This window comes from Allomesorhizobium camelthorni, assembly GCF_011045125.1.
Lineage (GTDB): Bacteria > Pseudomonadota > Alphaproteobacteria > Rhizobiales > Rhizobiaceae > Allomesorhizobium > Allomesorhizobium camelthorni.
In genome coordinates this window covers 34,242-55,318 of sequence record NZ_JAAKZF010000028.1, presented here as the reverse complement: position 1 = coordinate 55,318, position 21,077 = coordinate 34,242, and the positions used below count along the sequence as shown (strand labels likewise).

18 protein-coding genes are annotated in these 21,077 nt (G+C 63.4%); 8 read left to right on the top strand and 10 right to left on the bottom strand.

Going from position 1 to position 21,077, the window contains the following annotated elements; translation table 11 throughout:
* The first annotated feature begins 6 nt into the window (after positions 1-6).
* The 4 genes from rnr (at position 7) to G6N73_RS18985 (ending at position 4,789) form a co-directional block, all read left to right on the top strand.
* The gene (gene rnr / locus G6N73_RS19000) at positions 7-2,337 is read left to right on the top strand and encodes a ribonuclease R (protein ID WP_165030390.1); all 2,331 of its coding nucleotides are present in this window, start codon (positions 7-9) and stop codon (positions 2,335-2,337) included.
* The gene (locus G6N73_RS18995; RefSeq protein ID WP_165030388.1) at positions 2,337-2,771 is read left to right on the top strand and encodes a DUF983 domain-containing protein; all 435 of its coding nucleotides are present in this window, start codon (positions 2,337-2,339) and stop codon (positions 2,769-2,771) included. Before rnr ends, G6N73_RS18995 begins: the two co-directional genes overlap by 1 nt.
* Before the next feature lie 80 nt (positions 2,772-2,851).
* On the top strand, positions 2,852-3,592 hold the full coding sequence (locus G6N73_RS18990; RefSeq protein WP_165030386.1) for an NUDIX hydrolase: 741 nt from the start codon (positions 2,852-2,854) through the stop codon (positions 3,590-3,592).
* A gap of 15 nt (positions 3,593-3,607) precedes the next feature.
* Positions 3,608-4,789 (top strand): MFS transporter, encoded by a 1,182-nt coding sequence (locus tag G6N73_RS18985; RefSeq protein ID WP_165030384.1) that lies wholly within the window; start codon positions 3,608-3,610, stop codon positions 4,787-4,789.
* 93 nt (positions 4,790-4,882) lie between these two features.
* On the opposite strand, the gene G6N73_RS18980 is transcribed toward G6N73_RS18985, so the two are convergent.
* The gene (locus G6N73_RS18980; protein WP_246252247.1) at positions 4,883-5,494 is read right to left on the bottom strand and encodes a class I SAM-dependent methyltransferase; all 612 of its coding nucleotides are present in this window, start codon (positions 5,492-5,494) and stop codon (positions 4,883-4,885) included.
* 244 nt (positions 5,495-5,738) lie between these two features.
* Here G6N73_RS18980 and rpmG point away from each other — a divergent pair, with 244 nt between their 5' ends.
* Positions 5,739-5,906, top strand: coding sequence for a 50S ribosomal protein L33 (gene rpmG / locus G6N73_RS18975; RefSeq protein WP_006201775.1), 168 nt, complete (start codon positions 5,739-5,741; stop codon positions 5,904-5,906).
* A 375-nt stretch (positions 5,907-6,281) separates the two neighbouring features.
* Here the strand turns inward: rpmG and G6N73_RS18970 are convergent, their stop codons facing one another.
* Positions 6,282-7,655 carry a PleD family two-component system response regulator gene (locus G6N73_RS18970; protein WP_165030382.1) on the bottom strand — a complete coding sequence of 458 codons (1,374 nt, stop codon included), beginning with the start codon at positions 7,653-7,655 and terminating at the stop codon, positions 6,282-6,284.
* A 24-nt stretch (positions 7,656-7,679) separates the two neighbouring features.
* Positions 7,680-8,036: a response regulator gene (locus G6N73_RS18965; RefSeq protein ID WP_281352910.1), complete on the bottom strand. Its 357-nt coding sequence runs from the start codon at positions 8,034-8,036 to the stop codon at positions 7,680-7,682.
* A gap of 249 nt (positions 8,037-8,285) precedes the next feature.
* On the opposite strand from G6N73_RS18965, the gene G6N73_RS18960 reads away from it, so the two are divergent.
* A complete protein-coding gene (locus tag G6N73_RS18960) occupies positions 8,286-8,585 on the top strand; it encodes a DUF3572 domain-containing protein (RefSeq protein ID WP_165030378.1) in 300 nt (99 codons plus the stop codon).
* Between the two features lie 13 nt (positions 8,586-8,598).
* On the opposite strand, the gene G6N73_RS18955 is transcribed toward G6N73_RS18960, so the two are convergent.
* Entirely contained in the window at positions 8,599-9,174 is a 576-nt protein-coding gene (locus G6N73_RS18955) for a GNAT family N-acetyltransferase (RefSeq protein ID WP_165030376.1), read from the bottom strand.
* A gap of 68 nt (positions 9,175-9,242) precedes the next feature.
* On the opposite strand from G6N73_RS18955, the gene G6N73_RS18950 reads away from it, so the two are divergent.
* Positions 9,243-10,607 (top strand): DNA polymerase IV, encoded by a 1,365-nt coding sequence (locus tag G6N73_RS18950; protein ID WP_165030374.1) that lies wholly within the window; start codon positions 9,243-9,245, stop codon positions 10,605-10,607.
* A 161-nt stretch (positions 10,608-10,768) separates the two neighbouring features.
* Here G6N73_RS18950 and G6N73_RS38315 read toward each other — a convergent pair whose 3' ends face one another.
* The 6 genes from G6N73_RS38315 to G6N73_RS18920 all read right to left on the bottom strand — a co-directional run bounded on the left by G6N73_RS38315 (position 10,769) and on the right by G6N73_RS18920 (position 19,804).
* Positions 10,769-11,512, bottom strand: coding sequence for an HNH endonuclease (locus G6N73_RS38315; protein WP_165030371.1), 744 nt, complete (start codon positions 11,510-11,512; stop codon positions 10,769-10,771).
* Positions 11,513-12,133: 621 nt separating this feature from the next.
* Positions 12,134-15,634: a DNA polymerase III subunit alpha gene (dnaE, locus tag G6N73_RS18940; protein WP_206078953.1), complete on the bottom strand. Its 3,501-nt coding sequence runs from the start codon at positions 15,632-15,634 to the stop codon at positions 12,134-12,136.
* A gap of 598 nt (positions 15,635-16,232) precedes the next feature.
* On the bottom strand, positions 16,233-16,496 hold the full coding sequence (locus G6N73_RS18935; RefSeq protein WP_008837863.1) for a type II toxin-antitoxin system Phd/YefM family antitoxin: 264 nt from the start codon (positions 16,494-16,496) through the stop codon (positions 16,233-16,235).
* Between the two features lie 102 nt (positions 16,497-16,598).
* Positions 16,599-17,267, bottom strand: a complete 669-nt coding sequence (locus G6N73_RS18930) for an HAD hydrolase-like protein (protein WP_165030366.1) — start codon at positions 17,265-17,267, stop codon at positions 16,599-16,601.
* A 1-nt stretch (position 17,268) separates the two neighbouring features.
* Positions 17,269-19,281: an acetyl-CoA carboxylase biotin carboxylase subunit gene (locus G6N73_RS18925; RefSeq protein WP_165030364.1), complete on the bottom strand. Its 2,013-nt coding sequence runs from the start codon at positions 19,279-19,281 to the stop codon at positions 17,269-17,271.
* An 88-nt stretch (positions 19,282-19,369) separates the two neighbouring features.
* On the bottom strand, positions 19,370-19,804 hold the full coding sequence (locus G6N73_RS18920; RefSeq protein WP_165030362.1) for an ion channel: 435 nt from the start codon (positions 19,802-19,804) through the stop codon (positions 19,370-19,372).
* 127 nt (positions 19,805-19,931) lie between these two features.
* Here G6N73_RS18920 and G6N73_RS18915 point away from each other — a divergent pair, with 127 nt between their 5' ends.
* Positions 19,932-21,059, top strand: a complete 1,128-nt coding sequence (locus tag G6N73_RS18915; protein ID WP_165030359.1) for an S-(hydroxymethyl)glutathione dehydrogenase/class III alcohol dehydrogenase — start codon at positions 19,932-19,934, stop codon at positions 21,057-21,059.
* Positions 21,060-21,077 lie beyond the last annotated feature (18 nt).

The following is a 21,077-nucleotide window of genomic DNA, read 5'->3' as shown; positions in this document are numbered from 1 at the left end:
GACGAATTGGCGAGAAGCATTTCCGGAAGCAAGGGCAGCGGCGGGAAAACCCGCTCCTCCGACACGCCTGCCTCCGGAAGCGCTGCCCGCGATTTCCGCCCGTCGCGCGACGACATCCTACGCTATATCGCATCCAATCCCGAAAAGAGCGGCAAGCGCGACATTGCCAAGGCGTATTCGCTGAAGGGCGAGGACCGCCTGTGGCTGAAGGACCTGCTGCGCGACCTGCAGGATGAGGGACTTCTGACCAAGGACCGCAAGCGGCTGATCCGCCGCGGCGCCCTGCCCCATGTGGTGGTGCTCGACATCTTTTCGCGCGATGCCGAAGGCGGGCTTCTGGCGCGGCCGGCAGAGCGCTCGACCGAGGACGACGAGTTCAATCCGATCGTGTCGATCAAGCTGCGCCGCGACGCAAGCGGACCGGCGCCTGGTGTCGGCGACCGCGTTCTCGCCAAGACGTTCCCGACCAACGACCCGACCGGCCCGGCCTATACGGCGCGGGTGATGAAGGTATTCGACCGGCAGCGCGAGGCGGTGCTGGGTGTGCTGCGGGTCGGGCATGACGGGACGTTCCGCATCGAACCGGTGGAACGGCGGCAGGCCGAACTGGTGGTCGAGGCGGAATTTTTGAACGACGCCAAGCCAGGAGATCTGGTCGAGGCCGAGCCGGTGCGCGCCGGCCGCTACGGCCTGCCACGCGCCAAGGTGCTGACGGTGGTCGGCTCGCTGACCAGCGAGAAGGCGGTCTCGATGATCGCAATCCATGCCCACGAAATCCCACATATCTTCCCGAAGGACGTGATCTCCGAAGCCGAGGCGGCGAAGCCGGCCAGTCTCGAAGGCCGCGAGGATTGGCGCGACCTGCCGCTAATCACCATCGATCCGGCGGACGCCAAGGATCACGACGACGCGGTGTTCGCCGAGCCGGACAGCGACCAGAAAAACCCCGGCGGCGTGGTGGCGACCGTGGCGATTGCCGATGTCGCCGCCTATGTGCGCTCGGGCACGGCAATCGACCGCGAGGCGCTGAAGCGCGGCAATTCGGTGTATTTTCCGGACCGTGTCGTGCCGATGCTGCCGGAGCGCATCTCCAACGACCTCTGCTCGCTCAAGGAAAAGGTCGACCGGCCGGCGCTCGCGGTGCGAATGGTTTTTGCCGCCGACGGCCGCAAGATCCGCCACTCCTTCCATCGCATCATGATGCGCTCGGCGGCGCGGCTCGCCTACCGACAGGCGCAGGCCGCGATCGACGGCGCGCCGGACGAGACGACCGGCCCTATCCTCGAAACCATTCTGAAGCCGCTCTGGGCGGCCTATGAGGTTCTGAAGCGCGGCCGCAACGCCCGCCAGCCGCTGGAACTCGACCTGCCCGAGCGAAAGATCCTGCTCAAGCCCGACGGCACGGTCGACCGCGTCATCGTGCCCGACCGGCTCGACGCCCATAAGCTCATCGAAGAGTTCATGATCCAGGCCAATGTCGCGGCAGCCGAGACGCTGGAGGCCAAGAAGCAGTTGCTGGTCTACCGCGTCCATGATGCACCGTCGCTGGCCAAGCAGGAATCGCTGCGCGAATTCCTGGCGACGATAGGGCTGTCGCTGGCGCGCGGCGCGCAGATGCGGCCCGCCCAGTTCAACGGCATTCTCGAGCGCGTGCGCGGCGAGGACAATGAAGCCCTGGTCAACGAGGTGGTGCTGCGCTCGCAAAGCCAAGCGATCTATTCGCCGGAAAACCTCGGCCATTTCGGCCTCAACCTGCGGCGCTACGCGCATTTCACCTCGCCGATCCGCCGCTATTCGGATCTGATCGTGCATCGTGCGCTGATCGGTGCGCTCGGGCTCGGCAAGGACGGGCTGACGCGAAGCGAGGAAGAGCGGCTGGAGGATATTTCGGCGCTGATCTCGGCGACCGAGCGCCGCGCCATGGCCGCCGAGCGCGACACGGTCGACCGGCTGATCGCCGCCTATCTCGCCGAGCGGCTCAACGACACGTTCGACGCCCGCGTTTCCGGCGTCACCAGGGCTGGGCTGTTTGTCCAATTGCCGCAGTACGGCGCTGACGGCTTTATTCCTGTGTCATCTCTCGAAGGCGACTACTATATGTTCGACGAAGCCGCCCGTTCGCTCTTCGGCGAGCGCACGGGCAAGGGCTTTCAGCTTGCAGATCGAGTCGAGGTTCGCCTGGTCGAGGTCGCGCCGCTGGCAGGAGCCATGCGCTTTGAGATGCTGACCGATCCAAAACCCCTGCCCGGGTCGAAGCGGTCGTTTCACAAGGCGAAGGGCCAGAGATCGCGGGCCCGCGCATCGCAACCGCGCGGAGGCTCCAACAGGAGACGATGATGGAACAACAGGCTTTTGGCGGCGTGCACCATACTGGCCGCCCCGTGCGGCCGCTGTGGGAAGCCATGAAGCGCGGCTTTCTCGGGCGTTGCCCGCATTGCGGCGAAGGAAAGCTGTTCTCGTCGTTCCTGACGACCGTGGAGCGCTGCGAGCATTGCGGCGAGGAGATGCATCACCACCGCGCCGACGATCTGCCCGCCTATCTGGTCGTCGTCATCGTCGGCCACATCGTCATCGGCGCGTTCATGAGCGTCGAAGCGACCAGCACGCTTTCGACCTGGCAGCATCTCGCCATATGGGTGCCGCTGACCATCATTTCAGCGCTGGCGCTGCTGCGACCGATCAAGGGCGCTGTCATCGGCCTGCAATGGGCATACTACATGCACGGTTTCGGCGGCGAAGAGGATCGCATCGAAACGCATCCCGAGATGTGAACCTTCCAGCCTGGCGCTGGAACAACAGTCAATCGGGTGGGACAATTCCGTTCCGGCGGGCGGCACGGTAGGAACTTTGCATGGACGGCATGACCAGAAAACAGGTCGACAAGGCCGAATCGCGCGATTTCGCGCTCGGGCCTGGACCGTTGCGGCCGCGCGACGCGGCGACCCTCATCCTGCTCGACAAAGAGGGCGGCGAAATCCGGGTGCTGATGGGCCGCCGCCATTCGCGCCACGCCTTCATGCCCGGAAAATTCGTCTTTCCAGGCGGCCGCACCGACCCGGCCGACAGCCGCGTGCCTGTCGCCGAAAACCTTCATCCCGACGAGGAAGCCAAGCTGGCCGGGGCGCCGGGGCGCACCAGCCCTGCCCGCGCTCGCGCCATCGCCATGTCGGCGATACGCGAAACCTATGAGGAGGCAGGCCTGCTGATCGGCCGCAAGGGGCCGTTCGCGACAGCCAAATCCGACTGGCAGGGCTTTGTCGATCAAGGCGTGCAGCCTTCGCTTGAAGTTCTGCGCTTCGTCGCCCGCGCGATCACCCCGCCCGGACGGGTGCGCCGCTTCGACACGCGCTTCCTGGCGGCATGGCGAAGCGACGTGGCCGTCGAACTCGCCGATGGCGGGCCGACCAACGAACTCGAGGAACTTGTCTGGCTGCCGCTTGGCGAAGCCAAAGAGGCGGACGTTCCGACGATTACAAGGACGGTGCTGGACGAACTGGAAAAGCGGCTGGCGGAGGACCCGCTGCTGAGGCCGGGCGGCGCGGTGCCGTTCTACCGCATGATCCGCAACCGCTTCGTCCGCGACGTCCTCTAGCTTTCCCGGCCAACAATGTCCGAGACCATTCAACCGCAAGCCGAAGCCGTGCGCATGCGCTGGCTGTCGATCTCGGCCGCCATCGCCTCGATCAGCGTTGTCGGCATCGCCATCGGGCTCGGCATGCCGCTGCTCAGCATCATCCTGGAGACGCGCGGCCACTCGGCCAGCATGATCGGCCTCAACACCGCTATCGCCGGTCTCGCCTCGATCGCGGCGGCGCCGCTCGCGACCCCGCTCGCGGTGCGCTTCGGCGTCGTCTGGACGATGCTGGCAATGATCGTCGCCGGCGCGCTCGCCTTTGTCGGCTTCTATTTCGCCACCGCCTTCTGGATGTGGTTTCCGCTGCGCGTGGTCCTGCACATCGCGCTGACCGTGCTTTTCATCCTGTCCGAATTCTGGATCAGCACCTCGGCGCCGCCCGAAAAGCGCGGCTTCGTGCTCGGCATCTATGCGACCGTGCTGTCGCTGGGCTTCGCGGCCGGACCCTGGCTGTTCTCGCAGATGGGCAGCAGCGGCTTTCTTCCTTTCGGCGCAGTCTTCGTGCTGGTCATGCTGGCCACAATTCCGGTGCTGGCTGCGTGGCGCGAAAGCCCGAAGATCATCGTCGACGGCGACGGGTCGCGCGACTTCTTCCGCTATATCTGGCTGGTGCCGACAGCGACGGCCGCGGTGCTGGTCTTCGGCGCTGTGGAGACCGGCGGCTTCGCGCTGTTTCCGGTCTATGGCAGCCGCATCGGCTATTCGGAAGGGGACGCTGCGCTGCTCCTCACCATGATCGGGCTCGGCAACGTCGTCATGCAGATTCCGCTCGGCATGGTCAGCGATCGCATTCGCGACCGCCGGCACCTCCTGCTCGCCTGCGCGACGGTGGGGCTTGCTGGCATGATCGTGCTACCGCTCGTATCCGGCAACTGGCACCTGATGGCGGCGCTGCTCTTCGTCTGGGGCGGCGTGGTTGCGGCGCTCTACACGATCGGGCTGGCGCATCTCGGCTCACGGCTTTCCGGCCATGACCTTGCCAATGCCAATGCAGCCTTCGTGCTGTGCTACGGGCTCGGGATGGTGCTCGGCCCGCAGGCGATCGGCATCGGTATGGATCTCATAGGAACCGACGGCTTCGGCTGGTCGCTGGCGCTGTTCTTCGCGGCCTACATTGTTCTGGCCGTCAACCGCATCGCCGCGAGCCGGCGATAGCGCGGATCAAACGGTGTTTGCGAACCCGCTCGACGGCCGCCGGGGTAGTGTCTCAGTTTGAATTTTGGCTCACGACCCCTAAGCCAACCTCGCCTATTCAGGCTTCCGCACTGTAATGGCAACCCAAGGCCCTTGCTGACCATCATAGCCGCCTCCCAGATGCTCGGTGACTGACACGATTTCCCATGGACCGGAGCAGCGATATGCTTCGGTGACGTCCTCTCGCGAGAGATAGTTGAAGTAACGACCGTAACGGTCGCGCCCTTCTGTGCCCCCACCCTTGTAACTGGCGAAGTGTAGGCCGCCGGGTTTCAACGCCTTGAAGACAAGCGCGAGTATTTGCGGCAGGGCCTCTCGGGGCACGTGCAGCAGGCTCGCACTCGCCCAAACGGCGTCATAAACCTCAACGGCATCAAGTTCATCAAAGCGCATAACGCGGACGTTTCGGCCAAGACATTCCTCGGCCTTTCGGGCGATTTCAGGCGTACCGTCCGTTGGATCGACCTCGAACCCTGCGGCGATCATTGCTTCGGCATCTCGCCCTCCGCCGCACCCAAGCTCCAAAATGCGCGCTTCCGGCGGGAGCAGATCGAGAAAGGAGGCAAGATGCCTGCTGACCCTCCCGATCCCGCTCGCTACATACACCGGGGCCGATGCGGAGTAGAAATCCAGCGTTGCGCTGTCTCGTGCGGTATCCAATTGCATCTCTCTTGATCGTCTGGGCAGGCCGACATCTAGCAGACAACCGGTCCTATAGGCTACGTCGGCTCACCACCAGCCGCCGAAATTCAGGCTGAGACACTACTGCCGCCGTCTCATATGTCCTGAACCCGGACACGGACTTGACATTCCGGCAACGTTCTTTATGTGTCGCGCCAAGTTTTCCGCGTCCGGGTGATCGCCCGTGTTCCGCCGGCTCGAACTCCAGACACATTAACGGACGAAAATCATGGCCAAAGCCGCAAACATCAAGATCAAGCTTCTGTCGACCGCCGATACCGGCTTCTTCTACGTGACCAGCAAGAACAGCCGCACCAAGACGGACAAGCTGTCCTTCCGCAAGTACGATCCGGTCGCCAAGAAGCACGTCGAATTCAAGGAAACGAAGATCAAGTAATCTTCATCCTGCACGGGTAACGCAAAGCCGCCTTCGGGCGGCTTTTTTGTTGCCTGCTCGGCCTATGCGAGCTTCTGGATTTGCGTCGGTTGGGAAAAAGGGGGCCGGCCAGCGATCTGACAGCGGTACGAGGAGGCCACTATGTGTCAGTGCCGGCCGGCCAACCCCATGGACCCAGGAGATGCGGCGGACCTGAGCATCATGGGGTATCCTGCTTGCGCCGCGCCAACGTCCCTCGCACCGGCGCTTTCAGAAGACATTTGCGCAAGAGCTTTTAAAAATCAATAGTTTCTTAACCAAGCCTGCCGAATCGCTTGGAACAAGGTTAAATTCCCGGTTTTGGGGGCCTGTCTTCACCCCATGGGGCGGGCGGCGTCAGGCAGCCTTGGCGACCACCCGGTTGCGGCCGCCGGTCTTGGCCTCGTAGAGCGCCAGGTCGGCCCGCTTCATCAGCGCCTCGACCGTGTCGGTTCCGCGCTTCAGGGACGAGACGCCGACGCTGACGGTGACGTCCATCGTCTGGCCCGACTTGCCGACCGGAAACGGCGTCTGCGCGATCTCGGCGCGGATGCGCTCGGCCACCTTTTCGGCGACGCCGCCATCGGTGTCGGGCATCACCACGACGAATTCCTCCCCGCCGAAACGGCAGGCGAGATCGATGCCGCGCACATTCTTGCGCAGGCGCCTGGCGAATTCGCGCAGCACATCGTCGCCGCCGTCATGGCCGTGCGTATCGTTGATCAGCTTGAAACGGTCGAGGTCGGTGATCATCACCGAAAGCGGCCGGCGGCGCGCCACCGCGCGGTCGAACAGCGTTTGCAGATGGCTATCGAGGTAGCGCCGGTTGTGCAAACCGGTCAACCCGTCGGTTACCGCCATCTCGATGGTCTGCGTGACGCTGGCGCGCAGATGGTCGTTGTAGCGCTTGCGCCGGACCTGGGTGCGCAGCCTGGCGATCAGCTCCTGCTGGTCGATCGGCCGGATCAGATAATCATTGATGCCGAGTTCGAGGCCGCGGATCAGGCGCGCATCCTCGCCCTCTTCCGCCAGCAGTATGATCGGCAGGAAGCGCGTGCGATCGAGCGAGCGCAGCTGCGAGCAGAGCCGCAGCGGATCGAAATCGGCGAACGACGTGGAGACGATGACGCATTCATAGGGCTCCTCCGCCGCCTGGAAGAAGCCGGCATGCGGATCGGTGGCGACATCAAGGTCGGCCTTGTCGCGCAGCATCTTCCTGACGCGGTCGCAGGAGGACTGGCGCTCGTCGATCAGCAGCACCTTCGGCCGCGTCTCCTCAGCGGCGGGCTTGCGGCTCAGCAGCTCCTCTATGCCGATGTTGCGCGTGGTCGAGGCGCGCAGGCGCAATTCGTCGGTGAGCACCTTCAGCCGGACCAGGCTTTTCACGCGGGTCATCAGCTGGAGGTCGTTGACCGGCTTGGTCAGGAAATCGTCGGCGCCGGCTTCGAGGCCGCGGATGCGGTCGGAAACCTGGTCGAGCGCGGTGATCATCACCACCGGGATGTGCGAGGTGGCCGGGTCGTTCTTCAGCCGGCGGCAGACCTCGAAACCGTCCATGTCGGGCATCATCACGTCGAGCAGCACGACGTCGACCTTGCCGTTCTCGCAGGTTTCGATCGCGTCCGGCCCGCTTGTCGCGGTCAGCACCTCGAAATATTCGGCCAGAAGCCTCACCTCGAGCAGCTTCACATTGGCTGGAATGTCGTCGACGACAAGGATGCGGGCGGTCATGCTAGTTAAGCTCCGGAACGGGCATCAGGCGTCGCCCAGATAGGATTTTATCGTTTCGACGAAGCGCGGCACCGAAATCGGCTTGGAAATATAGGCCTCGCAGCCGCCCTGGCGGATGCGCTCCTCGTCGCCCTTCATGGCGAAAGCGGTGACCGCGATGACCGGAATGGTGTGCAGGTCGTCGTCCTCCTTCAGCCATTTGGTCACTTCGAGGCCGGAGACTTCGGGCAGCTGGATGTCCATCAGGATCAGGTCCGGCTTGTGCAGACGGGCGAGATCGAGCGCTTCGAGGCCGTTGCGGGTGCGCACGGTCTCGTAGCCGCTGGCCTCTATCAGGTCGCGAAAGAGCTTCATGTTCAGCTCGTTGTCCTCGACGATCATCACTTTCTTGGTCATAGAATTCCCGTCCCGATCGCTGCTTTCGCATCCGCGACCACCATGCACCCGCCAAGGTGCATCAAACCCCGCCGCAAGGCTAACCCAAGATGATTGACGAAACGGAAACCTGGACGCGGAAACGTGTCAGGACTTTCTCGTCGATGATCGCAGGGCGGGCCGGCGGCCTTGCCGGGCGGGGCGGTTGCGGATACTGCGAAGTTGAGTTTCCATTCTAACCGCACGAAAGCCGATATGGCCAACAATCGCTCAACGCGCGAGAACGCCGAAAGCATCGCCATCGAGGCGCTGGGCTTCGTGGCCGCCGACCCGGAGCTTCTGCCGCGCTTCCTGGCGATCACCGGCATCGAGGCGCAGGCGATCCGCCACGCGGCGCGCGAGCCGGGATTCCTGGCCGGCGTGCTGCAGTTCATACTGGCGCATGAGCCGACCCTGCTCCGCTTCGCGGCCGAATCGGGCGTGGCGCCCGCAGACGTGGCGAAAGCCATCCGCTACCTGCCGCTCGGCGACGACCGCCACGACATCTCGACCTGACCCTGCCCTGCGGTCACAGAACGAGGCGCATCAGAGGCCGGCCGGCCTTGCGCTCGGCGAGCCGTTCGAAGCCGGCACTTTCGAAAACGCGCGTCGAGCCGACGAACAGGCCGAGGGAGCGCGAATCCTTCGACTGGTCCATCGGGCAGGCTTCGAGGAAGCGCGCGCTGCTTTTCCTGGCGAAATCGACGCCGGCCGCGACCAGATGGTGGGTCAAACCTTTGCCGCGCGCGCTGTTGCGGATGAAGAAGCAGGAGATCGCCCAGACCGCGGGATCGGCAGCGTCGGCCGGATCGACCGGGGCGGAGCCCCTGCCCTTGTTGTTCCACTGCGGCACGTCGGCGCGCGGGCCGATCTGCATCCAGCCGGTTGCAATATTGTCCTCGAAAGCCAGAAGACCGGGCGGCGGACCCGATTCGATGAAGGCGCGGATGAAATCCTTGTTGCTGGCGTGACTTGCGTCGCGGCGGGCGGCCGGCGGGAGACGGAAATAGGTGCACCAGCAGCCGTAGCAGGCGCCCTGCTTACCGAACAGATCCTCGAAAGCCGGCCACAGATCGGGGGTAAGCGGGCGAATGTCGGGGACCATGAAGCACCTCCGCGGCCGCCGCCTTGCCGGCGGGCGTCAGCTATCCTACCATTTGCGATGTTCCGCATATGTTCTCAGAGATGACCCTTCCTGTCAACGATCCCATGCATGGTTTTTGCCGCGACTGCTTCGCTCCGCAGCCGCGCGCAACCATGCGCTGCGCAAGCTGCGGGAGCCCGCGGCTCGCCCGGCATCCGGAACTCTATTCGCTGGAGATCGCGCATATCGATTGCGACGCCTTCTATGCGGCGGTGGAAAAGCGCGACAACCCCGAGCTGAAGGACAAGCCGGTGATCATCGGCGGGGGCAAGCGCGGCGTCGTCTCGACCTGCTGCTACATCGCCCGCATCCACGGCGTGCGCTCGGCCATGCCGATGTTCAAGGCGCTGGAGGCCTGCCCGGAGGCGGTGGTGGTGAAGCCGGACATGGAAAAATACGTCCGCGTCGGGCGCGAGGTGCGCGAAATGATGCTGGCGCTCACCCCTCTGGTCGAGCCGATCTCGATCGACGAGGCGTTTCTGGATCTCGCCGGCACCGCGCGGCTGCACGGCAGGCCGCCGGCGCTGGTGCTGGCCGGCTTCGCGGCTTCCGTCGAGAGGGAGATCGGCATCACCGTTTCGGCGGGGCTCTCCTACTGCAAGTTCCTGGCCAAGTTGGCGTCGGATTTTCGCAAGCCGCGCGGTTTTTCGATCATCGGCGAGGCCGAGGCCGTGGGGTTCCTGGCGGAGCAGCCGGTGACGATGATCTGGGGCGTGGGAAAAGCATTCGCGGCGACGCTGGAGCGCGACGGCATCCGGCTGATCGGGCAGTTGCAGCGGCTGGAGCGCGGCGAGCTGATGCGGCGCTACGGCGCGATGGGCGACCGGCTTTTTCACCTGTCGCGCGGCATGGACGAGCGCCGCGTGCATCCCGAGCACGACGCAAAGAGCGTGTCGGCCGAGACGACGTTCGACACCGACCTCGCCTCGCCCGCCGACCTCGTGCCGATCCTGCGTGCGCTGTCCGAAAAAGTCTCGGCGCGGCTGAAGAAGGCGGGGATCGCCGGGCGCACGGTGGTGCTGAAGCTGAAGACGCAGGATTTCAAGCTGCGCACACGCAACCGCCAGCTCGGCGACCCGACCAGGCTCGCCGACCGGATTTTCCAGACCGGGCTGCAACTGCTGGAGAAGGAGACCGACGGGACGAAATACCGGCTGCTAGGCATCGGCGTTTCCGACCTTTCCGGCTCGGAAAAGGCCGACCCGCCGGATCTGGTCGATTTGCAGTCGCGAAAGCGGGCGATGGCCGAGGGCGCTATCGACGCGCTGCGCGAAAAATTCGGCGGGCGGGCGGTGGAGACGGGATACACGTTCGGCCGGGGCCACCGCGGCCGCCCCGCGGGCGCGGAGGAGGATGACGAGCCGGAAGTGCGGCATCCGTGGGAGCGGATTTGAGGGGTGCGTCCTTCGAGGCTCGCTGCGCTCGCACCTCAGGATGAGGGAGGTTGGTGGCTCCGGCGGTCCAGTCCAATGCCGCTGGTACTAGCTGGGAATAAGGCCGGTGTTCGCTGCGCGGAGGTTTCCTCGATTCATGCGAGCTAAGCTGAGATTTTCCGCTACGGACTTGCGCTGAAAATATGCTCTCTGTGAAAGCGCAGCAGTTGACGATCAGGAAGAAAACGACGTGGCATTTTGAGAGTAGGGGCATTCGCCAATTGGAGCATCTTATCGCGCGTATCAGGCTTTAATCGTGGGGAAAACACCATGTATCCGTCATCTTCAAACGTTATCAAGCCCTTGTCGAACGCACGGTCGTGAAGCCGATTGAGACAGATTCCGTTTGTGGGATCAAGTCGGCGACCGATTTCCAGAGACCACGGCTTTATGTGGCCGGCGACGAGGAGTTCGGGCTGCTCAATTCCGGTAACAGCGCACCGATAGTCATAGGCACTGAGAACCATAGTCCGAAAAAGATCCTGTCTCGATCGTTGTTTGGCAATTCCGAATCGATCCAATGAAGTTCCATCGTGGACGTATTCGTTAGTAGACTCCTCATGAAACGTCAGAGAACTATGCAAGCTTTCTTCCAGAGCGTGCGATTCATACAAAAGTGTTTGGAAAAATTCTGACCAAACTGTACGATCCAAGGCGCTGGCGTTTTGCATCCCGGCTCGTGGCAATGTCTCGTCCAGAGCAGCCAAGTTCGCAAGTTTCAATGCTACAGATGACGGAGATCTGTCGATCCCCTTGGACAGTTCGATGATTTCTGGATTTCGAGAATGAATCCGCCCGAACGGTATCTGAACGTATAGAGCGATAGCCAGACGTACTTCATCCGCTGTCCACAATCGTCGCGTCACTAGAACCATCCCTGTTGGGATGCCTTTCTGATCCGGTGTCGAAATTCGCTGGCCGTCATTTGAAATTTCCGCCCTTCGACCGCCCGGCAGTCTTCGATAGAATGCAGCAGGTGATCGTCATCATTTGTCGCGTCTGGCCGGAGCGTAGCGAGGCCGATCTTATCGGGGATGAAGAACTCGCCATCGAAAAGATATTCCTTTAACTCTTCGGCACTTAAGCTCTCCAAGCACACAGAAGTCGCCTCGAAATTTATAATTGGAGGCGTCTCTATATAGATACGTTACTTGGGTCAGCAGGGTCATTCTGAATCAGCTTGCGTTCGGTGCCGACGCTCAAGAGCAGACTAGGCAGTCGGATGCTAGAATGATGCACATGAATTGTCGACATTCATTCTGCTGCCACCGCAAGATGATGGCGGCGATCTGAACACGGCATTTTTCCTCGAATCAACGCGCTGGGACAATTTCGGAGATAATGTCACGAACGTTCCAAGATGCAACGCCAAGTTCATTTTTGTTCCCGACAGTAATAACTCGCGCCCAACCAAGTGCATCGCCGTCCGCCAATGCCTGTTCTATATTCGGTTGACCTCTGCGCATGGGGTGAATCAAGGAGTCCCCTCACACCAGTTCCACCTCCACCACCCCCGGTACGGCGCGCATGGCGGAGGCGATCTGGGGCGAGATGCGGTAGCGGTCGGGGAGGCCGATCTCGATCTCGCCCTGCCCTTCCGGCTTTATCACCACGACGCTGACCTGGCCGTCGCCCTTGACGGTCAGTTGGCTTTGCAGCGCCGGCACCGGGCGGTCGTCGCGGACGAAGATGCGCAGCGCCTTCTGGACGCGGCTTGCCTCGTCCTCCAGCGAATGCACGGTCTGGATGCGCAGGTTTATGCCTTCCGGCCGGTCCTCGGCGGCGACGGTGATGACCACCGAGCGGCCGGCCTCGAGCAAATCGCGATATTGCGCCAGCCCTTCCGAAAACAGCACCGCTTCGTACTGGCCGGTGGTGTCGCTGAGCGCCACGACGCCCATCTTGTTGCCGGTGCGCGTCTTTCGCTCCTGCCTGGAGGTGACGGTGCCGGCGAGCCGGCCAGCGGAGGCGCCGCGCTTCACGGCCAGCGAGAAATCGGCGTAGTTCTGCACCCGCATTCGCTCCAGCACCGCCTTGTACTCGTCGAGCGGATGGGCCGAGAGGTAGAAGCCGACGACCTGGAATTCGCGGTGCAGGCGGTCGGCCGGCAGCCACGGGTCGGCCGCGGGCAGGATGAGCGTCTGCGACTGGCCGGCGAGCGAGACGCCGAAAATGTCGGCCTGGCCGGAAGCGGCGTTTTCCTGGGCGCGGGCGGCGAGCCCCATCATGCGCTCGACGCCCGCCATCATGGCGGCGCGCTCATGGCCGAAGCAATCCAGCGCGCCGGCGGTGATCAGGCTTTCGAAGACGCGCTTGCCGACGATCTTCGGGTCGATGCGCTCGCAGAAATCGGCGAGGCTGGCGAAGGGCTTTTCGCGGCGCTTTTCGACGATGTGCTCGACCGCCGCCTCGCCGACGCCTTTCAGGGCGGCCAGCGCGTAGAAGATGCGGTTTTCCTCGACCTCGAAATCGCCGAACGAGGTCATGACCGAGGGCGGCACGACGTCTATGCCCATGCGCATCGCGTCCTGGCGGAAATCGGCAAGCTTGTCGGTGTTTCCCATGTCGAGCGTCATCGACGCGGCCAAAAACTCGACGGGATAATGCGCCTTCATGAAGGCGGTCTGGTAGGAGACGACCGCATAGGCCGCGGCGTGCGATTTGTTGAAGCCGTAATCGGCGAATTTTGCCAGGAGGTCGAAGATGAAGTCGGCCTGCGGCTTGGCGAGACCCTTCTCCATCGCACCCGAGACGAAGCGGGCGCGCTGCTGGTCCATCTCGGAGCGGATCTTCTTGCCCATGGCGCGGCGCAAGAGATCGGCTTCGCCGAGCGAATAGCCGGCAAGCTCCTGCGCGATCTGCATGACCTGTTCCTGGTAGACGATGACGCCCTGGGTCTCGCGGACCAGATGGTCGATCATCGGGTGGATGGAGGCGATCTCCTCCTCGCCATGCTTGCGGGCGTTGTAGGTCGGGATGTTCTCCATCGGGCCGGGGCGGTAGAGCGCCACCAGCGCGATGATGTCCTCGATGCGGTCGGGCTTCATGCCGATCAGCGCCTTGCGCATGCCGGCCGATTCCACCTGGAAGATGCCGACCGTCTCGCCGCGCGACAGCATGGCGTAGGTCTTTTCGTCGTCGAGCGGGAGCTTTGCCAGGTCGATCTCGACGCCGCGGCGGCGCAGCAGCTTGACCGTGGTTTCGAGCACGGTGAGCGTCTTCAGGCCGAGAAAGTCGAATTTGACGAGGCCGGCGTCCTCGACCAGCTTCATGTTGAACTGGGTGACCGGCATGTCGGAGCGCGGATCGCGATACATCGGCACCAGTTCCGACAGCGGCCGGTCGCCGATGACGATGCCGGCGGCGTGGGTCGAGGCGTGGCGGTAGAGGCCTTCCAGCTTCATCGCCATGTCGAGCAGTGTCTGGACGATCGGCTCCTTCTCCGCCTCCTCGGTGAAGCGCGGCTCGTTGGCGACCGCTTCGGCGAGTTTCACGGGATTGGCCGGGTTCTGCGGCACCATTTTGCAGAGGCGGTCGACCTGGCCGTAGGGCATCTGCAGCACGCGACCGACGTCGCGCAACACCGCACGCGCCTGCAGCGTGCCGAAGGTGATGATCTGGCCGACCTGGTCGCGGCCGTATTTGCCCTGGACGTAGCGGATCACCTCCTCGCGGCGGTCCTGGCAGAAATCGATGTCGAAGTCGGGCATCGAGACGCGGTCAGGGTTCAGGAAGCGCTCGAACAGCAGCGAGAAGCGCAGCGGGTCGATGTCGGTGATGGTGAGCGCGTAGGCGACGAGCGAGCCGGCGCCCGAGCCGCGGCCGGGACCGACAGGAATGCCTTGCGCCTTCGCCCATTTGATGAAGTCGGCGACGATGAGGAAGTAGCCGGGGAATTTCATGCGCTCGATGATGCCGAGCTCGAATTCCAGCCGTTCGCGGTACTGCCCCTCGCTGTAGCCTTGCGTCAGCCCGGCGGTCTCGAAGCGCATTCGCAGGCCTTCGCGGGCCTGGCGGCGCAGTTCGTCCGCCTCGGCCTTGAGCGCGGCGGTCGGGTCGGCTTCGTCGCCGCCGGTGAAGCGCGGCAGGATCGGCGCGCGCTTCCTGGGATAGAAGGAGCAGCGCATGGCGATCTCGACCGTATTGTCGACCGCTTCGGGCAGATCGGCAAAAAGCTCCGCCATCTCCTTCTGGCTCTTGAGGAAATTGTCGGGCGAGAGCCGCCGCCGCTCGTCCGAGGCGATCACCGCGCCCTCGGCGATGGCGATCAGCGCGTCATGCGCCTCGTAATCCTCGCGGGCGGGGAAAAACGCCTCGTTGGTGGCGACCAGCGGCAAAGCGAGGCGGTAGGCGAGGTTCACGGTGGCGGCCTCGACGGCGCGGTCGTAGCCGGAGACGCGTTCAAGCTCGACATAGAGCCGGTCGGAAAACAGCGAGATCAGCGATTGCAGCCGGCTTTCGGCGAGATCCGCATGGCCGGCCTTGAGCGCTGCGCCGATCGGCCCGCGCGGTCCGCCGGTGAGGCAGATTAGCCCGTCCGACATGCCGGCCAGCCATTCGGTGGTGATCTGGACGGGCTCGCCGGGTGGCGTGTCGAGATAGGCGCGGCTGACCAGGCGCACCAGATTGCCGTAGCCGGCCTCGGTGGCGGCGATGAGCACGACCGGATAGAGGTCCGGCCCTTGGCGGCGGTGGCCGTTGCTTCTTGAAGCTTCGCTGGTCTCGCCGGCGAAAAGCAGGTCGGCCTGGCAGCCGATGATGGGCTGGATGCCTTCCTTCACCGTCTTCTGGGCGAATTCGAGCGCGCCGAACAGATTGTTGGTGTCGGTGATGGCGATGGCCGGCGCGCCGTCCTTGACGGCATGGCCGACGATCTTGCCGATCGGCAGCGCGCCTTCGAGCAGCGAATAGGCCGAATGGACGCGCAGATGGATAAACGCGCGGCTGGCTGGAGCCGGCGCTGCCGTTCTGGCCATCGCCTCCCGCATCAGCGGATCGCGTGGAAGTCTCTCATCCGCCATGGTTTTTGCCGCTCGAAGGACTCAGGGGAAAGGTGAGATGTATTGTCCGGGAACGCGCCGCGCCAGTCCAGCCTGAATGGACGCCGGCCACAGGCTTTTGAATGCGCAGCGCAACCGGAATATGTCCGGGCTTTATTCTGTGCGGCTAACCCGTTTGGCTAACTGTTTGCGCGCAAGCGTCAGGAAGCGTTGCCGCACGTGTTCAAATAGACCTGGTGGCAGATAGCCGAGCGCCACTGTCTCCGGCTTCTTCCCTGTAGCGGACGAAGGTCTGGGCCAGGCCACAGGAAGTCATTCCATTCACTCAACATGATCCAAGAACGTTGATCGTCGAGGCGGAGCCGTCGTTTCGTCTCTTGCGGCAATTCGATAGCAAATTCCATGTCTCTGGGCGGCGAATGGGTTATTGGCAACGCCAGAACGCGTTTTCGCTCGCCAACGCCGGCTGCGACGACAACGATCGCACACGGGCGGTCTTTCAAGCCTTCTTCGCGGCCAGAAGCGGCTTCGGAAAGCCAGAGATAGGAATATCGTATAACCAGACCGGGCTTAGGGTCCGGCCAAGTCAAGGCCGCCAGCCCTTTAATTCTTCGTCGAGTTCCTCATGTCCGGCTTCCATTCTGGAATCTTCGATGAGTTTCAGGTCTTCATCGGTGATGTCTTCGATCGACACGACCCGCCGATCGCGTCGCTTCAGCCGCTCATATTCGTCCGCCGAGATCAGCACCAGCCGCGGGCGGCCGTTGCGGGTGATCGTCACCGGCTCGGACAGCGCAGCATCGGTGACGCTGCCGTATTTCTTGATGAACTCTGCCGACGTGACGCGCATCTCCGAACCTCCGAAACATTCGAATGCTTCGAATTATACAGAAAACGAGAAAAGCTGCAAAGTCGACACTGCTACGTGCCGTTCCCAGCCTCCGGCGCCCACTCAAAGCAGCGCGGCGATCGATCCCCGCAGTTCGGCCGGGCTGGCGATGATGCGCGCCGCGCCGGCGGTCTCGAGTTCCTGCCGGTCGCCATAGCCCCAGAGCACCCCGATGGCCAAGACGCCGTTGGCGTTGGCGCCGGCGACATCGTGCGCGCGGTCGCCAATCATCACGGTGCGGCGGGCGTCGAGAGCTTCGACGGCGAGTATATGGGAAATGAGTTCGGCCTTGACGGAGTTTTGGCCGTCCAGTTCGGAGCCGTGGACCACGCTGAAATAGCGGCGAAGGTCGAAATGATCGATGATTTCGCCGGCATAGGTCTTCAGTTTCGAGGTCGCGACCGCCAGGAAAAAGCCGTCGGCGACGAGTTCGGCCAGCACCTCGGGAATGCCTTCGATCAGCGTGTTCTCGAACTTGCCGATTGCCGCGTAACGCTCGCGGTAGAGCCGGACGGCCTCGCCGATCACCGCGGCGTCCTCGGTTTCGAGCAGCACCGCGAAGGAGGACTGGATCGGCGGACCGATGCACCAGCGCAGGTCATCCGCCGCCGGCGCGGCGCGGCCGAGCTTTTCCAAGGCGTAGCCGAGCGACCTGGTGATGCCGACGAACGGGTCCGTCAGGGTTCCGTCGAGGTCGAAGAGAACGGCCTGGCGGCCCGACGATACGTCCATCCTACAAGAACTCCATGATAACGGCGTCGACGGCCAGGCTGTCGCCGGGTTTTGCGTTGATCTTCGCGACGGTCAGATCGCGCTCGGCGCGCAGCACGTTTTCCATCTTCATCGCCTCGACCACCGCCAGCATTTCGCCGGCCTTCACTTCCTGCGCCTCTGCAACGAGGATCGAGACCACCAGTCCCGGCATCGGGCAGAGCAGCAGCTTCGAAGTGTCGGGCGCGATCTTCGCCGGCATCAGGCGGTCGAGCTCGGCGGTGCGCGGGCGCATCACACGAGCCGTCGCCGCCATGCCCTTCCAGGCGATGCGGACGCCGTTCTCGACGGGGCGGATTTGCGCGGCGACCTGCCGCCCGCCGACGGTTCCTCGCCAGACCGGCTCGCCAGGCCGCCAGTCCGACGCCACCGTCAGCGGAGCGCCCTCCTCCACCGACATATCCATTTCGAGCGGAATCGAAACCATGCCTTCGCCGAGCGCAACGTTCAGATATTCATTGCCGAGGCGGACCACCCAGTCGGGTTTCAGCGCGCCGGAATGCGGCGCCAGCCTGCCCGACAGCCGGTCGAGCCGGTCGCGGCGTAGAAGCTCGACGGCGGCTGCGACCGCCGCCAGCACCGCCTTTTCATCGGCGTCCGGAACGATCGCCGCAAAGCCGTCCGGATATTCCTCGGCGATAAAAGCCGTTGAGATGCGGCCCTCGCGCCAGCGCGGATGCCGCATCAGAGCGGCGAGGAACGGGATGTTGTGCTCGATGCCGTCGACCACGAATTCGTCGAGCGCCTCCGACATGGCGTCGATGGCCTGCAGCCGGTCGGGCGCCCAGGTGCAGAGTTTTGCGATCATCGGATCGTAGTGCATCGAAATCTCGGAGCCTTCGGTGACGCCGGTATCGTTGCGGATGACGATGTCGCCGGATTTGCCTTCCTCCGGCGGGCGGTAGCGCGTCAGGCGGCCGATCGACGGCAGGAAGTTGCGGTACGGATCTTCGGCATAGAGCCGGCTTTCGACCGCCCAACCGGTCAACTTCACGTCGTTTTGTTTTATCGCCAGCTTCTCGCCTGCCGCGATCCGGATCATCTGCTCGACCAGGTCGATGCCGGTGACGAGTTCCGTCACCGGATGCTCGACCTGCAAACGCGTATTCATTTCAAGGAAATAGAAGTTTTTCTCCGCGTCGACGATGAATTCGACCGTGCCCGCACTCTGATAGTCGACGGCCTTGGCCAGCGCGACCGCCTGCTCACCCATGGCACGCCGTGTCTTCTCGTCGAGAAAGGGCGACGGCGCTTCCTCCACGACTTTCTGGTTGCGGCGCTGGATCGAGCATTCGCGCTCGCCGAGATAGATGCAATTGCCGTGGGCGTCGCCCAGGACCTGGATCTCGATGTGGCGCGGATCGACGATGAACTTTTCGATGAAGACGCGGTCGTCCCCGAACGAGCTCTTGGCCTCGTTCCTGGATGACTGGAAGCCGTCGCGCACCTCACGCTTCGACCAGGCGATGCGCATGCCCTTGCCGCCGCCGCCGGCCGAGGCTTTGATCATGACAGGATAGCCGATCTCGCCGGCGATCTTTTCCGCATGGGCGGCGTCTTCGATGACGCCGAGAAAACCAGGAACGGTGGAGACCTTCGCGGCGTTGGCGAATTTCTTCGATTCGATCTTGTCACCCATGGCGCGGATCGCCTTGGGTTTTGGGCCGATGAAGATTATGCCCTCGGCTTCCAGCGCCTCGCAGAAGGAGGCGCGCTCGGAAAGGAAGCCGTAGCCTGGATGCACCGCTTCGGCGCCGGTGGCCTTGCAGGCTTCGATGATCTTCTCTGGCAGGAGATAGCTTTGCGACGCAGCCGCCGGCCCGATATGCACCGCCTCGTCCGCCATCTCGACATGGATCGTATCGCGGTCGGCGTCGGAATAGACGGCGACCGTCGCAATGCCCATTTTCTTCGCGGTCTTGATGACGCGGCAGGCGATCTCGCCGCGATTGGCGATCAGGATTTTCTTGAACATGCGAGCGGCGTCCCTCCCGGCGTGGCGCTCCGTTCTATGGGCTAAGCGGGAATGTCTCAAGCGCCCGAAACGTCATCATGCGAGCGGCTCAAAAATGCATGTCGCGTTGGAACGGGCCGAAGCGGATTCCGGAAGTGACCATATAGGCCGCCGACCAGCCGATGATCAGGAAGCCGGTGACGCCCTCCAGTGAGGCGAGCAAACGCCATTTCTCGGCCGGGGCGACGTCGCCGAAGCCTATGGTCGCGAAAGCCGAAGTCGAGAAATAGAAGGCGGTGTCGAAATCGGCAAAGGCGCCGACGCCGACCAGGCCTGCCGCCCACAGGGCCATTTCCACGCAGAGGAGGATCATGAGACCCGACGCCAGCGCCAGCAGAGCCACCACTTTGGCCCATGAGCGATTTTCCAGAACAGGGCGCGCGACGAGGAAGTCCATGAGGCGGGTAAGCGCCACCAGCCCCATCGCATGGATGAGGAAGGTCAAGAGGTTCAGAATCGCCGCAAGCAGGAGATTTGCCGCCATGGCGGATGCTTAGCGCGGGAACCGCGTCCCGGCTATGCCGAAAGCCGGCGCTCTACACGTCATGAGTGCTTGATCGGGCGGTGAAAAGCTGAAACTTTGCCGACCGAATCCGTATGGGAGCAAGAAGATGAAAACACGCGCCGCCGTGGCTGTCGGGGCCGGAAAACCGCTGGAAATCATGGAAGTCGACCTGGAGGGACCGCGCGAGGGCGAGGTTCTGGTCGAGATCAAGGCGACCGGCATCTGCCACACCGATGAGTTCACGCTGTCGGGCGCGGACCCGGAAGGCATCTTTCCGGCGATTTTGGGCCATGAGGGCGCCGGCGTGGTGGTCGATGTCGGCCGCGGCGTCAGTTCGCTGAAGAAGGGCGACCACGTCATCCCGCTCTACACGCCGGAATGCCGGCAGTGCCCGTCCTGCCTGTCCAGGAAAACCAACCTCTGCACGGCTATTCGCGCGACACAGGGCCAAGGGCTGATGCCGGATGGCTCGAGCCGGTTCTCGGTCGGCGGCGAGAAGATCTTTCACTACATGGGCTGCTCGACCTTCTCCAATTTCACTGTGTTGCCAGAGATCGCGCTGGCCAAGGTCAATCCCGACGCGCCCTTCGACAAGATCTGCTACATCGGCTGCGGCGTCACCACCGGCATCGGCGCGGTGATCAACACGGCCAAGGTCGAGATCGGCGCGACGGCGGTGGTGTTCGGGCTGGGCGGCATCGGGCTCAACGTCCTGCAGGGCCTGAAACTCGCCGGGGCCGACATGATCATCGGCGTCGACATCAACAATGACCGCAAGGCATGGGGCGAACGCTTCGGCATGACACATTTCGTCAATCCGAAGGAGATCGACGGCGACATCGTGCCTTACCTCGTCAACATGACCAAGCGCGGCGCGGACCAGATCGGCGGGGCCGACTACACGTTTGACTGCACCGGCAATGTGAAGGTGATGCGCCAGGCGCTGGAAGCGAGCCATCGCGGCTGGGGCAAGTCCGTGGTCATCGGGGTGGCCGGCGCCGGCCAGGAAATCGCGACCAGGCCGTTCCAGCTGGTCACCGGGCGAACCTGGATGGGCACCGCCTTCGGCGGCGCGCGCGGCCGCACCGACGTGCCGAAGATCGTCGACTGGTACATGGACGGAAAGATCCAGATCGACCCGATGATCACCCACACGATGCCGCTCGACGACATCAACAAGGGTTTCGACCTGATGCACAAAGGCGAGAGCATCAGGAGCGTGGTCATCTATTAAGGTCGCTGTAAGCTCAAC

What these genes read in the sequence shown, in the direction of transcription:
- G6N73_RS18950 (WP_165030374.1), top strand. Translation starts at nt 9,243, where the DNA reads ATGTTCTCAGAGATGACCCTTCCTGTCAACGATCCCATGCATGGTTTT.
- G6N73_RS18915 (WP_165030359.1), top strand. Translation starts at nt 19,932, where the DNA reads ATGAAAACACGCGCCGCCGTGGCTGTCGGGGCCGGAAAACCGCTGGAA.
- G6N73_RS18925 (WP_165030364.1), bottom strand. Translation starts at nt 19,281, where the DNA reads ATGTTCAAGAAAATCCTGATCGCCAATCGCGGCGAGATCGCCTGCCGC.
- G6N73_RS18920 (WP_165030362.1), bottom strand. Translation starts at nt 19,804, where the DNA reads ATGGCGGCAAATCTCCTGCTTGCGGCGATTCTGAACCTCTTGACCTTC.
- G6N73_RS18930 (WP_165030366.1), bottom strand. Translation starts at nt 17,267, where the DNA reads ATGGACGTATCGTCGGGCCGCCAGGCCGTTCTCTTCGACCTCGACGGA.
- G6N73_RS18955 (WP_165030376.1), bottom strand. Translation starts at nt 9,174, where the DNA reads ATGGTCCCCGACATTCGCCCGCTTACCCCCGATCTGTGGCCGGCTTTC.
- dnaE (WP_206078953.1), bottom strand. Translation starts at nt 15,634, where the DNA reads ATGCGGGAGGCGATGGCCAGAACGGCAGCGCCGGCTCCAGCCAGCCGC.
- G6N73_RS18985 (WP_165030384.1), top strand. Translation starts at nt 3,608, where the DNA reads ATGTCCGAGACCATTCAACCGCAAGCCGAAGCCGTGCGCATGCGCTGG.
- G6N73_RS18965 (WP_281352910.1), bottom strand. Translation starts at nt 8,036, where the DNA reads ATGATCGTCGAGGACAACGAGCTGAACATGAAGCTCTTTCGCGACCTG.
- rpmG (WP_006201775.1), top strand. Translation starts at nt 5,739, where the DNA reads ATGGCCAAAGCCGCAAACATCAAGATCAAGCTTCTGTCGACCGCCGAT.
- G6N73_RS18980 (WP_246252247.1), bottom strand. Translation starts at nt 5,494, where the DNA reads ATGCAATTGGATACCGCACGAGACAGCGCAACGCTGGATTTCTACTCC.
- G6N73_RS18935 (WP_008837863.1), bottom strand. Translation starts at nt 16,496, where the DNA reads ATGCGCGTCACGTCGGCAGAGTTCATCAAGAAATACGGCAGCGTCACC.
- G6N73_RS18995 (WP_165030388.1), top strand. Translation starts at nt 2,337, where the DNA reads ATGGAACAACAGGCTTTTGGCGGCGTGCACCATACTGGCCGCCCCGTG.
- G6N73_RS18990 (WP_165030386.1), top strand. Translation starts at nt 2,852, where the DNA reads ATGGACGGCATGACCAGAAAACAGGTCGACAAGGCCGAATCGCGCGAT.
- G6N73_RS18970 (WP_165030382.1), bottom strand. Translation starts at nt 7,655, where the DNA reads ATGACCGCCCGCATCCTTGTCGTCGACGACATTCCAGCCAATGTGAAG.
- G6N73_RS18960 (WP_165030378.1), top strand. Translation starts at nt 8,286, where the DNA reads ATGGCCAACAATCGCTCAACGCGCGAGAACGCCGAAAGCATCGCCATC.